We start from the raw sequence: 13,631 nt of genomic DNA, 5'->3' as shown, positions 1-13,631 counted from the left end.
GCACCGCCCGAGACCACGGCATTGGACAGGGCGTAGGCGAGTCCGAGGCGGCTCGGTGACGTTCGTGCGCTGTTGACGGTTTCGACGTGCGCGAACGCTGGTGGCGAGGCTCCCGCGTCGTCCGGGGCGCACCCGCTTCACCCGTCACGGCAACTGCTGTCCGGACCCGCCTCCGGACAGTCAACCGGAAGGCTAGGCTCGTGGTCTGTACGTCGTTCGGGCGACTTGGGGAGGTAACGGGATGACGGAGGAGCAGCCCCCGGGAGGCGCCTCGGCCCCGCTCTGGGAGCGCGAGGAGGAGATAGCCGTCGTCACCGAGGCGCTCGACGTCCTGTGCGCCGACCGTTCCACCTCGGGAAACCTGCTGGTGCTGCGCGGCGAGGCCGGGCTCGGCAAGACCGCGCTGCTGGCCGAGACCCGCCGCATCGCCGAACGCCGTGGCTGCACCGTCTGGTCCACCCGAGGCGTCGAGACCCTGCGCAGCGTGCCCTTCCACGTGGTACGGCAACTGCTCCAGCCCGCCCTGGTCTCCCTGCTGCCCGAGGAGGCCCGGGAGTACCTCGGCGACTGGTACGACATCGCCGGCCCCGCCCTCGGGTTGACGGACCCCGGCGACCGCCAGGCCGACCCGCAGGGGGTCTGCGACGGCCTGGTCGCAGCCGTCCGCCGGCTCGCCAAACGCGACTGGCCGCTGGTCCTGCTGATCGACGACGCGCACTGGGCCGACCAGGAGACCCTGGCCTGGCTCGCCGCCTTCGTCGAACGCCTCGACGACCTGCCCGTGCTGGTCCTGGTGGCCCGCCGCCCCGGCGAGGTCAACGGCGACAGCGCCCGCTACCTCGACGCCGTGGCCGCTGCTGCCGGCCGCCCCGTCCGGATCCTCAGCGCCCTCACCCCGGACGCCACCGCCGGCCTGACCCGCGCCACCCTCGGCGAGCACGCCGACGCCCCGTTCTGCCGCGAGGTGTGGGCCGTCACCGGCGGCAACCCCTACGAGACCGTCGAACTCCTCGCCAAGGTCCAGGACAGCGAGGTCGAACCCGTCGAGGCCCGGGCCGGTGAACTGCGGGCCCTCAACCGGTCGGCCAGAGGCGGTGGACTCGTCACCCGCCTCGAAGGCCTCGGCGTCGACGCCACCCGGTTCGCCTGGGCCGCCGCCATCCTCGGCACCGGCATCTCCGTCGACCTCGTCGCCCAGCTCGCCAGCATGGCCGTGGACGACGCCGAGCGCTGCGCCGAACTGCTGCGCACCGCCCGTATCCTCACCGCGCCCGACCCGGCCGGCTCCCGGTCCCACACCGGTGACCTGGAGTTCGTCCACCCGCTGATCGCCACCGCCGTCTACAACTCCATCCCGCCCGCGATGTGCACCGCCATGCACGGCATCGCCGCCCAGATCGTCATCGACGACGGCCGTGGCATGGCCGAGGCCTCCCGCCATCTGCTGAAGGTGCACCCGGACGACGACGAGGAACTCGTCGAACAGCTGCGGGACGCGGCCAAGGAACACCTCGCCGTCGGCGCCCCGGACGCGGCTCGCCGCTGCCTCGAACGCGCCCTGCGCGAACCGCCCCTCCCCGAGGTCCACGCGCGCGTGCTCTACGAACTGGGCTGCGCCACCCTGCTCACCCAACCCGCCGTCACCATCGGCCATCTGCGCAGCGCCCTCGGCATGTCCGGCCTCACCGGTCCCGAGCGCGTCGACGCCGTCTTCCGGCTCTCCCAGGCCCTCCTCCACAACGACCAACTGGAGGATGCCGTCCGCACGGTCGAGGCGGAGGCCGCCCGGCACGACGAGGGACCCGCCAAACTCCGGCTCCAGGCCGTCCAGTTCATGTGGGAGGGCATCGCCGGCGAGGCCGTCTCCCCGCGCCGCTCCGAACGGCTCGCCGATCTCGCCGCCCTCTGCACCGGCCGCGACAACTCCGAGCGCGCCCTGCTGATGCTGCGCGGCTTCGACCTGCTCATCCAGGGCGAGAGCGCCGAGGAGGTCGTCGAGCTGTGCGACCGCGCCCTCGTCAACGGCCGGCTGGCACCCGGCCTCGGCTGGACGGACACCGAGTGGGGCATGGAACTCCTGCTCATGCTCGCCAGCTCCTACGCCTACACCGACCGCCTCGACCGCGCGGAGAGCCTGTACAACGAGGCCCTGCGCGCCTACGAGACCGCCGGCTGGAGCGGCGGCCACCTCGCCCTCGCCCATGCCTACGTCGGCCTCGGCCACCGCAGGCGCGGCCGGCTGCGGGACGCGGAGACCTCGCTGCGGGAGTCCCTGCGGATCGCCGAGCGGGTCGGCCGCCGGCTGCCCCTGTACTGGACCGCCACCTGCAACCTCATCGACACGCTGCTCGCCCGCGGCCATGTCCAGCAGGCCTGGGAGACCGCCGAACAGTACGGCTTCGCACCGCCGTACCCGTCCACCATCGTCATGCCGGACCCGCGGTCGGTGCGCGGCCGGCTGCTGCTCGCCGTCGGCCGCACGAAGGAGGCGGTGAACGAACTGGAGGCGGCGGAGAAGGCGGCCGCCACCCGCGGGCACTTCAACCCCGTGGTCGTGCCCTGGGCGCTCGACCTCGCCCGGGCCCTCGCGAACGAGGACCCGGCGCGGGCGGCGCGGCTGGCGAGCGACGCGCGACGGCAGGCCGAGCGGTTCGGTACGGACACGGCGATCGGCGAGGCGCTGCGGTGCGCTGCCGCGCTGGAGACCGGGCAGCGGCAGGTGCGGCTGGCTTCGCAGGCGGTGGCTTATCTGGAGGCGTCGCCCTGCCAGTACGAGCATGCGGCGGCGCGGGTGGAGTACGGGATCGCCGCGCGGTCGGTGGCCGAGCTGAACCGGGGCCTGGCGTTGGCCCGGTCGTGTGGGGCGGATGGGCTGGTCGCTCAGGCTCGGGAGGTTTTGGATACGGGCCGGGGGTTGCGTTGACGGGTGCGGGTGCGGGTGCGGGTGCGGGTGCGGGTGCGTGGGGGCTGATCGCGCGGTTCTCCGTGCCCCTGGAAGAGGCGGCGCTACAGGGACAGGAGTTGACCGGTCACCGCTGACAGGCGTTTCCGCGTCTCCGGGTCGTACGTCGCCTCGTGCGCTCGTGCCGGACTCGTACCGTCGAAGTAGCGCCCGGTACCCAAGTCCTGCGTCGCCAGGGCCAGGACGCCCGGCGCGCCGTCCGCCACCGTGCTCCAGGGCGCCACTCCGCCCTCCCGGACCATCGCCGTGTCCATGAAGGTCGCCGGGTGCAGGACGTTCACGCGGACTCCCGTGCCCGCCAGCTCCTCCGCCAGGGCGAAGGTGTGGGCCGCAAGGGCCCACTTGGCGCGGCAGTAGGCCGCGAACCCCTGGTAGCCGCGGGTGAATTCGGGGTCGTCGAAGTCGAGGGGCTCCTGGCCCGCCGAGCCCACGTTGACGATGCGGGCAGGGGTGTTCGCGCGCAGTACCGGCAGGAGGACGTGGGTCAGGGCCACCGGAGCCAGGTAGTTGACGGCCAGGCGCAACTCGTGGCCGTCGGTGCTCAGTTCGCGGCCCGAGCCGGGGGTGCCGGCGCCGACGCCCGCGTTGTTGACCAGGACGTCCAGGTCCGGATGGGCGTCGGCGACCCGCGCGCCGAGTTCGCGGACCTGGGCCAGCGAGGCCAGGTCCGCGACGAAGCCCTCCGCGGCGCCCTCGGTGCGCAGTTCGTCGACCAGCCGCCCGGTACGGCCCGGGTCGCGGCCGTGGGCGAGGACGAGGTGCCCGGAGCGGACCAGTTCGAAGGCGACGTACCGGCCGAGCCCGGCGGTGGCACCGGTGATCAGAACAGTGGACATGCCTCCAGCCTAGGCACACGGCGGTGGCGGGTGGGTGGTGCCGCTGGAGATACGACCGGCAGGGTCACCCTTCTTCCTCCGCCAGCACCCGCTGCGCCGTCGCGAACGCCGAGTTCGCGGCCGGGACCCCGCAGTACACGGCCGTCTGCAGCAGCACCGCGCCGATCTCCTCCGGTGTCAGCCCGTTGCGCCGGGCCGCCCGCACATGCATGGCCAGCTCGTCGTAGTGGCCGTGGGCGACCAGCGCGGTGAGGGTGATCATGCTGCGTTCGCGGCGGGAGAGCGTGGGGTCGGTCCAGATCTCGCCCCAGGCGTAGCGCGAGATGAAGTCCTGGAAGCGGGCCGTGAAGGGGGTCTGCCGGGCCTGGGCGCGGTCGACGTGCGCGTCGCCGAGCACGTCACGGCGTACCGCCATCCCACGCCTGGCGCCCCCGTCGAGGTGGGAGCGGAGCGCGGTGAGGACGGCCTCGGGACACTGCGCGGGCGCCAGATGCGCGGCGCCCGGCAGTTCGACCAGCGTGGACGACGGCACCGCGTCGGCGATCTCCCGCAGATGCGGCGGCGGGGTCGCGGGGTCCTGGCGGCCGGCGATCAGCAGGGTGCGGACGGCGATCTCGCCGAGCCGGTCGCGCAGGTCGAAGGCGGCCAGCGCGTCGCAGCAGGCGGCGTACGCCTCCGGGTCGGCCGACCGCTGGTCCTCGACCAGCCGCGGCACGGTGAAGCCGGGGGTGAACCAGCGCGAGCCGGCGTTCTCCGCCAGCCACTCCACGCCCTCCCGGCGCACCCGCTCGGCCCGCTCCTCCCAGGGCCCGGACCCGCCGAAGTGGGCCGAGGAGCAGATCACCGCGAGGTTCTCCAGCCGGTCCGGGTGGTGGACGGCCAGGTGCAGCCCCACGGCACCGCCCAGCGACACCCCCGCGTACGCGAACCGCTCGATCCCGAGCGCGTCGGCCAGCGCGAGCACCAGGTCGGCGAGGTCACCGACTCGCGCCCCGGCCTTGACCAGGTCGGGCGCCGAACCGCCGTGCCCCGGCAGGTTCCAGCGCACGACGCGGTGGGCGATCGACAGTTCGGGAGCCACGGCGTCCCACAGGGCGTACGAGGTGCCGAGCGACGGCCCGAGCAGCAGCGGGGGAGCCGAAGCGGCACCCTCGACGCGGTGGTTGAGAAGGTTCTCGGTCAACGTCGCTCCAGCGCACGGTCGGTGAGCACACCGGCGGAGCCGGTGTAGCGGGCGGGATCGGTCAGGCTGTCGAGATCGACGTCCTTCAGGTCGGGCTCCTCGGCCAGGAGTTCAGGAAGCGTTCGGTGCTCGGTGTGGGTGCGCCGGGCCAGCTCGGTGAGCAGCTCCTTGGCGCGGGCCCGGCCGAGCACCGGGGCCAGTTCGGCGGAGAGCCGCTCCGAGACGATCAGTCCGCCGGTGAGGCCGAGGTGGCGGCGCATCGCCTCCGGGTGCACCCGCAGCCCCGCCGCCAGCTCCGCCGCGTCCCGGGCCGCCCCGCCGACGGTCCGCAGCAGATCCCGCAGCGGTTCCCACTCGGCGTGCCAGGCACCGGCCGGCCGCTCGTCCTCCGCGGCCATCGAGCCGTACAGGACCGCCGCGAGCTGCGGAGCCCGCCGGGCGGCCGCCGCGATCAGCGTCGCTCGCACGGGGTTGGCCTTGTGCGGCATGGCCGACGAACCGCCCCCGCCGCCCTCGGAGACCTCGCCGATCTCGGTACGGGACAGGGTCAGCACGTCCGCGGCGATCTTCCCCAGCGCCCCTGCCGTGAAGGCGAGACACCCGGCGAGGTCGGCGATCGGCGTGCGCAGGGTGTGCCAGGGCAACAGGGGCGCGGCCAGACCGAGTTCACGGGCGTACGCCGCCGGCAGCTCCTCGGCGTGCTCCGCGCCGTACGCTCCGAAGGCGGCCAGCGTGCCTGCCGCACCGCCGAGTTGGGCGGGCAGCGACTCCCGGACCCGGGTCACGCGGTCCCGGGCGTCGAGGACCAGCGAGCGCCAGCCGGCCGCCTTCAGACCGAAGGTCGTCGGAACGGCGTGCTGGGTGAGCGTGCGGCCCGGCATCGGCGTGTCACGGTGCCCGGCGGCCAGCTGGGCCAGGGCCCTTTCGGCGCGGCCGAGGTCGGCGAGCACCAGGTCCAGGGTGCGGGCGGCGACCAGCATGGTCGCCGTGTCCATGATGTCCTGGCTGGTCGCACCCCGATGCACGTACGGTCCGTACTCCGCGCCGACCGCCTCGGTCAGATCGGCGACCAGCGGGATGACCGGGTTGCCGCCGGCGCGGCCGCGCTCCGCGAGGGCGCCGACGTCGAAACGGCCCGGGTCGGCCGCCTCGGTCACGGCCGTCGCGGCCTCGGCCGGGACCGGCCCCAGGGCGGCCTGGGCACGGGTGAGGGCCGCCTCCGCGTCAAGGAGCGCCCGCAGCCACGCGCCGTCCGCGGTCGCGGACGCGGCGGCGGATCCGGACCACCCGGGACCGAGCAGCCCGGCGTCACCACCGCCGTACTCCACTGAATTCACTGGAACTCCAGGAAGACCGTCTCGCCCTCGCCCTGAAGGCGGATGTCGAAACGGTAGGTCCCCCGGCCCTCGTCGGCGGCGATCAGCGTGTCGCGTCGCTCACCCACCCGGGTGAGCAGCGGGTCGGCGGCGAGCACCGCGTCGTCACCCGGCAGGTAGATCCGGGTGAACAGGTGTACGAGCAGCCCGCGCGCGAACACGCACACGCTGAGGTGGGGCGCGCTGCCGCCGCGGGCGCCGGGCCGCAGCGTCCGCGCGTACCAGTGCCCGTCGGTGTCCGTCTGGATCCGGCCCCAGCCGGTGAACTCCACGCCGTTGCGGCCGAGGTAGTCACCGCTCGCCGGGTCGCGGCGGATCGAACCGTCGGCCGTGGCCACATGGCCCGCCGGGTCGGGGCCCCACAGCTCCACGAGCGCGTCGGGAAGCGGGTCGCCGGCGCCGTCGAGGACGTATCCGTGGACCGTGATCGTGTCCGGGTGTCCGAGGGGCGCGATGTCCTCGCCGCCGCGGAACGGCAGCGCGTACCCGTAGAACGGGCCGACGGTGTGGGACGGGGTGGGCAGCACGTTCTCCGGGCTGCTCGTGTCGATCTTCGTCATGGCAGGTCAGCGTCCTTCTTCGATCCAGGTGGCGGCGGGGCCGTCCAGCACGATGTCCCAGTGGTAGCCCATCGAGAACTCCGGCACGGACAGACTGTGGTCGTAGGTCGCCACCAGCCGCTGCCGGGCCGCGTCGTCCGTCACCGACTGGATGATCGGGTCGTACGGGAACAGCGGGTCGCTCGGGAAGTACATCTGCGTCACCAGCCGCTGCGTGAACGCCGTACCGAACATCGAGAAGTGGATGTGCGCCGGACGCCAGGCGTTGAGGTGGTTGCGCCAGGGGTAGGGGCCCGGCTGGATGGTGGTGAAGCGGTAGCCGCCGTCGGCGTCGGTGATCGTCCGGCCGACACCCGTGAAGTTCGGGTCCAGTGGGGCGTCGTGCTGCTCCCGCTGGTGCGCGTAGCGGCCCGCCGAGTTGGCCTGCCAGATCTCGATCAGCTGGCCCCGCACGGGCCGGCCGTCGCGGTCCAGCAGCCGCCCGGAGACGGTGATCCGCTCCCCGATGGGCTCTCCGCTGTGCTGCCGGGTCAGATCGTTGTCTATCCCGGTGATGTCCCGCTCTCCGAACGCGGGCGAGTGCAGCTCCACCAGCTCCGGATCCCTGCTGGTGTCGATGGCGACCAGGGGCTGTTTCGGGTGCCGGAGAACGGAGGACCGGTAGGGGGCGTAGCCCCGGCGGGGGTGGTGCTCGACGGGGCCGCCCTCAGCGACACGCTTCTCATAGGCGGCGTGCTCGGCGGCGATCTCAAGGTCGATGTCGGCCTGGGTGAGTGTCATGAGAAGTCCTAGCTGTAAGCGCCCCTCCAGGGGCGCGGGGCTGTATTGCTGTGCGGCTCCGCCGCGCGGGCGCGACCAGCCGCAACGCACCCGCGGGTGCCGTACGGCCTGTCGCTCGAGAACAAGCGCGAGCCCTTGCCCGACGCCGATGCGCAGGGTCGCGACACCGGTACCGCGGCCACGCCGCGTCAGACGTCCTGGATCCGGGCCGGGTCCAGGGCGGGGATGCGGGCGAGGAGCGCGCGGCCGGCGTGGGCGGCCAGGTCGTCCGGGCGCACCGAGGCCGGGGCGCCGTTGTGGCGGCCGATCGGCGTGCGGAGGGCGTCGGCGATGTACACCGTGTTCACAGCAGACCCTCCGCGACGATCAGTTCGGCGTCGGTCCTGGCGGTGATCTCCTCGACGCTCACCCCGGGCGCGGTCTCGGCCAGCAGCAGCCCGTCGTCCGTGATGTCGAGGACGCCGAGGTCGGTGATGATCCGGTCCACGCACGCCTTCCCGGTCAGCGGCAGCGTGCACTCGCTCAGGATCTTCGCCGAGCCGTCCTTGGCGGTGTGGGTCATCACGACGATGACGGTGCGGGCGCCGTGGACCAGGTCCATCGCCCCGCCGATCCCGGTGACCAGCTTCCCCGGGATCGCCCAGTTGGCCAGATCGCCCTTCTGCGAGACCTGCATCGCGCCGAGCACGGCGACGTCGATGTGCCCGCCGCGGATCATCGAGAACGACAGCGCCGAGTCGAAGAAGGAGGCGCCGGGCAGCACCGTGACGGTCTCCTTCCCGGCGTTGATCAGGTCCGGGTCGACCGCGTCCTCGCTGGGGTAGGGGCCGGTGCCCAGGATGCCGTTCTCCGACTCCAGGACCACCTCCACCCCGGCGGGCAGATGGTTCGGGATCAGCGTCGGCAACCCGATCCCCAGGTTCACGTACTGGCCGTCCTTCAGCTCGCGGGCCGCCCGCGCGGCCATTTCCTCACGCCGCCAGGCCATCAGCTGCTCACCGTCCGCTGCTCGATCTTCTTGTCCGCCGCCTGCCCGGGGGTCAGGGCGACCACCCGCTGTACGAAGATGCCCGGCAGATGCACCGCGTCCGGATCGATCCCGCCGGGCTCGACCAGTTCCTCCACCTCGGCGATGGTGATCTTCCCGGCCATCGCCGCGAGGGGGTTGAAGTTGCGGGTGGACTTGCTGAAGACCAGGTTCCCGTGCCGGTCGCCCTTCGCCGCCCGCACCAGCGCGAAGTCGGTACGGATCCCGCGCTCCAGGACGTAGTCGGTGCCCTCGAACTCCCGCACCTCCTTGGCCGGCGAGGCCACGGCCACCCCGCCCTGCCCGTCGTAGCGCCAGGGCAGCCCGCCGTCCGCGACCTGCGTGCCCACCCCCGCGGGGGTGTAGAACGCGGGGATCCCGGCACCGCCGGCCCGCAGCCGCTCGGCGAGGGTGCCCTGCGGGATCAGCTCCAGCTCGATCTCGCCGCTCAGGTACTGGCGGGCGAACTCCTTGTTCCCCCCGATGTAGGAGCCCGTCACCCGCCCGATCCGCCCCGCGGCCAGCAGCACCGCGAGCCCGGTGTCCATCGCACCGCAGTTGTTCGAGACGACGCTCAGGCCCCCCACACCCCGCTCGTACAACGCCCCGATCAGCACGTTCGGCACACCGCTCAGCCCGAACCCGCCCACCGCGAGCGACGCGCCGTCCGGCACATCGGCCACCGCCTCCGCGGCCGTGGCGACCACCTTGTCCATCCGTGAGCCTCATATCTCTCAGCGAATTAATCAGGGCACTGAGTATTTCAGCGAGATGTCTGCCACGCTGCCACTGGCGTCGAAACCAGTCAAGACCTCGGGCGATGATTGGACGGACATACAGACAGGACCCGGCCCGGCGGGTATCGTTCAGTGCACCAACGAATTCGGGACCATGGGAGCGCATATGGCCGCGGTGGACCTCACCACCCACCCCGGGCACCTGGCCCGGCGGCTTCAGCAGGCCCACTACCTGCTGTGGAACACGATGGTCTCGGAGGAGATCACCTCGCCGCAGTTCGCCGTGCTGAACGCGCTCGTCGCCGAGCCGGGACTGGACCAGCGGACCGTGGGGGAGCGGGTGGGACTGGACCGGTCGACCATCGCCGAGGTCATCAGCCGGCTGGGCCGGCGCGGGCTCCTCGACAAGGTGCGTGACCCGCAGGACGGGCGGCGCTTCCTGCTGCGCCTGACCGACGACGGCCTGCGCACCCACCGCAAGCTCGCCGTGCGCACCGCCCGGATGAACCAGGTCTTCCTCGCCCCGCTGTCGGCCGAGGAGCAGACTCAGTTCTTCGGCCTGATCCGCCGGGTCGCGGACGCGGCGGAGAGCCTGCGCAATCCCACGGAGACCGCCGCCTCCAGGGCCTAGGCCAGGCCTAGGACAGGCCAGGGCCTGGGCGCCTGCGGCCCCTGGGCCTTCGTTCCGGCCCCTAGGCCTTCGCGAACACCACCCACACCGGTCCGTCGGCGAAGTTCACCGGACTGCCGTCGGCCCCCGTGAACGTCGTGCCGCCTGTGGCCGCCGGCCGTGACCAGGTGGCCTCGAACGACCGCCCGTCCCGCAACACGTCGGCCTTCCCCGACCCGACCGTCTCGGTGTACGGCGTGTAGTTGCCGAGCACGTCGTGATAGCGGGACGTGGTCACCCTGACGTACTGCACCACGACCGTCGCGGCCGTCAGCCGCTTCCCGGCCGTCGTCCGGTCCGCGGTGCCGTCCAGCGACACCAGCCAGCGGCTTGAGTCGGCGGACCAGGTGAAGGTGAAGCGGGCCGCCGGGTACCGCACGGTGCGTGCGGCGGTGGCCGTGCCGCCGGCCGGGGCCGGGCCGTAGTGGAATCCGGTGGTGAGCGCCGCCCTGCCGGGCACCCCGTCCATCAGCTTGGCCGGGCGGAGGTAGAGGTTGTGCGGGGCCGGTCTGTCGCTGCCCCGGAAGTAGGCGGCGGACGCCTGCCCGGGCGACTCGGCCCGTAGGGGGGCCCGGCCGATCAGGGGGAGCAGCTTCTTCTGGGCGCCGGAGAAGGCGAGCGTCGGCCGGTCGAACTGGCGTAGCAGCTCCAGGTCCGACTCACGGGCGCTGCGGACGGGGCCGACGACCTCGGGGAGCCGGGTGGCGTACACCGCCATCAGCCGGCTTAGCCCGCCCTCCACCTGCTCCGCGTACACCACGTCCGCCGAGTCCAGCCCGGTCTGGGGGCGGGCCGCGCCCACGTTGTCGATCTTCACGGCCAGTACGGATCCGGTGGCGTGCGGCCCGCTCGGTGTGGAGGTGCCCTGCGGTGCGCGGCCGTCGTCCGTCGTGCCGTGCCGGGTGCAGCCCGCTGTCAGGGAGGACGTCACCGTGGCCGCCAGCGCCGCAGCCAGCACGGTCCGGCGCGTCGGCGCCCCATGTCGCATGCCCACCACTGTCACCCCGTTCATCCGCCCCGCCTGACCCTTGATTGTGTGCTCATCGGTTCATCGGTGGCCATACCCGGTCGAACCCGATCGGCTGCGTCGACGTGTCCCGCCCCGGCGGCGTGGCCGGTGGCGGTTCGGCCGGGGACCCTCGGGTACCCGGCTCGGGCCGCCGTTTCGAACGCGTGCCGGAACCGGCGCGGACGCGACAGAGGGAGCGCGAGTCATGAAGGCAGTCACCTGGCAGGGCCGACGCGACGTACGGGTGGACGACGTGCCCGATCCCCGCATCGAAGAGCCCACCGACGCCGTCATCCGCATCACCTCGGCCGGCCTGTGCGGCTCGGACCTGCACCTGTACGAGGTGCTCACGCCGTTCATGACCCCGGGTGACATCCTCGGCCACGAACCCATCGGCATCGTCGAGGAGACCGGCTCCGAGGTGCCGAACCTGCGGCCGGGCGACCGGGTGGTGGTGCCCTTCCAGATCGCGTGCGGGCACTGCTTCATGTGCTCGGCGGGGCTGATGACCCAGTGCGAGACCACCCAGGTCACCGGCGAGGGCATGGGCGCCGCCCTGTTCGGCTACACCCGGCTCTACGGCGCGGTTCCCGGCGCCCAGGCCGAGTACCTGCGCGTCCCGCAGGCGCACTACGGCCCCATCAAGGTGCCCGAGGGACCGTCCGACGACCGCTTCGTCTACCTCTCCGACGTGCTCCCCACCGCCTGGCAGGCCGTCGAGTACGCCGCGGTCCCGCCCGGCGGCACCCTCGCCGTCCTCGGCCTCGGGCCGATCGGCGACATGGCCTGCCGTCTCGCCAGGGCGCGCGGGGCCGAGCGGGTGTTCGGCGTCGACCTGGTTCCCGAGCGGCTCGCACGGGCCGCCCGCCGCGGCGTCGAGACGTACGACCTGCGGGCCTTCGACGACGAGAAGGAACTGGTCCGCGCGATCCACGACGAGACCGGCGGCCGGGGCCCGGACGCCGTGATCGACGCCGTCGGCACCGAGGCGCACGGCAGCGCCGCCGCCAAGCTGGCCCAGACCGCGACCGGCCTGCTGCCCCGCAAGATCGCCGCGCCCCTCGCGGAACGCTTCGCCGTCGACCGGCTCGGCGCCCTCCACCTGGCGATCGACCTGGTCCGCCGCGGCGGCACGATCTCCCTGAGCGGGGTGTACGGCGGCATGGCCGACCCGCTGCCGCTGCTCACGCTCTTCGACAAGCAGGTCCAGCTGCGCATGGGCCAGGCGAACGTCCGCCGCTGGACCGACGAGATCCTCCCGTATCTGACGGACGAGGACCCGCTCGGCGTCGAGGACTTCGCCACCCACCGGCTGCCGCTGTCCGAGGCCCCGCACGCGTACGACATGTTCCAGCACAAGCAGGACGGCGCGGTGAAGATCCTCCTGAAGCCGTGACCGCGGCGGTCACGACCCCAGGATCTCGGCGAGGTCGTAGCGCACCGGCTCCTCCAGCTGGGCGTAGGTGCAGCTGAGCGGTGTGCGGTCCGGGCGCCACCGGCGAAAGCGGGCCGTGTGCCGGAAGCGGGCCCCGTTCTCCATGTGGTCGTAGGCCACCTCGGCCACCCGCTCGGGCCGCAGCGGCACCCAGGACAGGTCCTTCTTGCCCGACCAGCGGCTCGGCGCGCCGGGCAGCCGGGCCGACTCATGGGCCGCCTCCTGCGCCCAGGCCGCCCACGGATGGCCGGAGACGTCCTCCATGCGCAGCGGTTCCAGCTCCTCGATCAGCTCGGCCCGCCGTCTCATCGGGAACGCGGCCGACACACCCACGTGCTGGAGGGCGCCCCGGTCGTCGTACAGGCCCAGCAGCAGGGAGCCCACCACCGGGCCGCTCTTGTGGAGGCGGTAGCCGGCCACCACCACGTCGGCGGTCCGCTCGTGCTTGACCTTGAACATGGCGCGCTCGTCCTGCCGGTAGCGCGACGTGAGCGGCTTGGCGATGACTCCGTCCAGGCCGGCCCCCTCGTACTGCTCGAACCACTGCCGGGCCACCTCGACATCGGTCGTGGCCGGCGCCAGATGCACCGGCGGGGTGACATTGGCCAGCGCCCTCGCGAGCAGCGCGCGGCGGTCGGTCAGCGGGACGTCCAGCAGTGACTCGTCGGCCAGCGCCAGCAGGTCGAAGGCGACGAAGGAGGCGGGCGTCCGCTCCGCCAGCGCGCGCACCCGCGAGTCCGCCGGATGGATCCGCTCGGTCAGCGCGTCGAAGTCGAGCCGGCCCTCCCGCGCGATGACGATCTCCCCGTCCAGCACGCACCGCTCGGGCACCCGTTCCCGCAGCGCCGCCACCAGCTCGGGGAAGTACCTGGTCAACGGCTTCCCGGTCCGGCTCCCCAGCTCCACCTCGGCGCCGTCCCGGAACACGATCGCCCGGAAGCCGTCCCACTTCGCCTCGTACTGCATGTCCGGCGGGATCGTCGCCACCGGCTTGGCGAGCATCGGCTTCACGGGCGGCATCACCGGCAGATCCATGCCACGACTCTACGAGCGCTC

Annotated in this window: 12 protein-coding genes and 1 pseudogene; 3 read left to right on the top strand and 10 right to left on the bottom strand. The window is 73.0% G+C overall.

Features of this window, described 5'->3' with window-relative positions; all coding sequences use genetic code 11:
- Positions 1 to 241: 241 nt before the first annotated feature.
- Positions 242 to 2,923, top strand: coding sequence for an AAA family ATPase (locus AB0P24_RS25505; RefSeq protein WP_365797715.1), 2,682 nt, complete (start codon positions 242 to 244; stop codon positions 2,921 to 2,923).
- Positions 2,924 to 3,006: 83 nt separating this feature from the next.
- On the opposite strand, the gene AB0P24_RS25500 is transcribed toward AB0P24_RS25505, so the two are convergent.
- The 8 genes and pseudogenes from AB0P24_RS25500 to AB0P24_RS25465 all read right to left on the bottom strand — a co-directional run bounded on the left by AB0P24_RS25500 (position 3,007) and on the right by AB0P24_RS25465 (position 9,440).
- Entirely contained in the window at positions 3,007 to 3,798 is a 792-nt protein-coding gene (locus AB0P24_RS25500) for an SDR family NAD(P)-dependent oxidoreductase (RefSeq protein WP_365797713.1), read from the bottom strand.
- Between the two features lie 64 nt (positions 3,799 to 3,862).
- Positions 3,863 to 4,981 carry a 3-oxoadipate enol-lactonase gene (gene pcaD / locus AB0P24_RS25495; protein WP_365797711.1) on the bottom strand — a complete coding sequence of 373 codons (1,119 nt, stop codon included), beginning with the start codon at positions 4,979 to 4,981 and terminating at the stop codon, positions 3,863 to 3,865.
- Positions 4,978 to 6,309 (bottom strand): 3-carboxy-cis,cis-muconate cycloisomerase, encoded by a 1,332-nt coding sequence (gene pcaB, locus AB0P24_RS25490; RefSeq protein WP_365797752.1) that lies wholly within the window; start codon positions 6,307 to 6,309, stop codon positions 4,978 to 4,980. Before pcaB ends, pcaD begins: the two co-directional genes overlap by 4 nt.
- A gap of 5 nt (positions 6,310 to 6,314) precedes the next feature.
- Positions 6,315 to 6,917, bottom strand: coding sequence for a protocatechuate 3,4-dioxygenase subunit alpha (gene pcaG, locus AB0P24_RS25485; protein ID WP_365797709.1), 603 nt, complete (start codon positions 6,915 to 6,917; stop codon positions 6,315 to 6,317).
- 6 nt (positions 6,918 to 6,923) lie between these two features.
- Complete coding sequence (pcaH, locus tag AB0P24_RS25480) at positions 6,924 to 7,697, bottom strand: protocatechuate 3,4-dioxygenase subunit beta (RefSeq protein ID WP_365797707.1); 774 nt, start codon at positions 7,695 to 7,697, stop codon at positions 6,924 to 6,926.
- Positions 7,698 to 7,888: 191 nt separating this feature from the next.
- Positions 7,889 to 8,044 (bottom strand): annotated as a pseudogene (locus AB0P24_RS25475) (3-oxoadipyl-CoA thiolase); the annotation flags it as partial.
- Positions 8,041 to 8,685 (bottom strand): CoA transferase subunit B, encoded by a 645-nt coding sequence (locus AB0P24_RS25470; RefSeq protein WP_365797705.1) that lies wholly within the window; start codon positions 8,683 to 8,685, stop codon positions 8,041 to 8,043. The pseudogene AB0P24_RS25475 and the gene AB0P24_RS25470, both read right to left, overlap by 4 nt.
- On the bottom strand, positions 8,685 to 9,440 hold the full coding sequence (locus AB0P24_RS25465) for a CoA transferase subunit A (RefSeq protein ID WP_365797703.1): 756 nt from the start codon (positions 9,438 to 9,440) through the stop codon (positions 8,685 to 8,687). Before AB0P24_RS25465 ends, AB0P24_RS25470 begins: the two co-directional genes overlap by 1 nt.
- Positions 9,441 to 9,627: 187 nt before the next feature.
- Here AB0P24_RS25465 and AB0P24_RS25460 point away from each other — a divergent pair, with 187 nt between their 5' ends.
- Positions 9,628 to 10,092, top strand: a complete 465-nt coding sequence (locus AB0P24_RS25460; RefSeq protein WP_365797701.1) for a MarR family transcriptional regulator — start codon at positions 9,628 to 9,630, stop codon at positions 10,090 to 10,092.
- Positions 10,093 to 10,153: 61 nt separating this feature from the next.
- Here the strand turns inward: AB0P24_RS25460 and AB0P24_RS25455 are convergent, their stop codons facing one another.
- Positions 10,154 to 11,119, bottom strand: coding sequence for a DUF3048 domain-containing protein (locus AB0P24_RS25455; protein WP_365797699.1), 966 nt, complete (start codon positions 11,117 to 11,119; stop codon positions 10,154 to 10,156).
- A gap of 226 nt (positions 11,120 to 11,345) precedes the next feature.
- Here AB0P24_RS25455 and AB0P24_RS25450 point away from each other — a divergent pair, with 226 nt between their 5' ends.
- Positions 11,346 to 12,536 carry a zinc-dependent alcohol dehydrogenase gene (locus AB0P24_RS25450; protein WP_365797697.1) on the top strand — a complete coding sequence of 397 codons (1,191 nt, stop codon included), beginning with the start codon at positions 11,346 to 11,348 and terminating at the stop codon, positions 12,534 to 12,536.
- 9 nt (positions 12,537 to 12,545) lie between these two features.
- Here the strand turns inward: AB0P24_RS25450 and AB0P24_RS25445 are convergent, their stop codons facing one another.
- Positions 12,546 to 13,610, bottom strand: a complete 1,065-nt coding sequence (locus AB0P24_RS25445; protein ID WP_365797695.1) for an ATP-dependent DNA ligase — start codon at positions 13,608 to 13,610, stop codon at positions 12,546 to 12,548.
- Between the last annotated feature and the right edge of the window lie 21 nt (positions 13,611 to 13,631).

Source organism: Streptomyces sp. NPDC086519 (genome assembly GCF_040686075.1).
In the GTDB taxonomy this organism is placed as follows: domain Bacteria; phylum Actinomycetota; class Actinomycetes; order Streptomycetales; family Streptomycetaceae; genus Streptomyces; species Streptomyces shenzhenensis.
The sequence above is the reverse complement of the archived record's forward strand: the minus strand, read 5'-3'. Positions and strand labels throughout refer to the sequence as shown.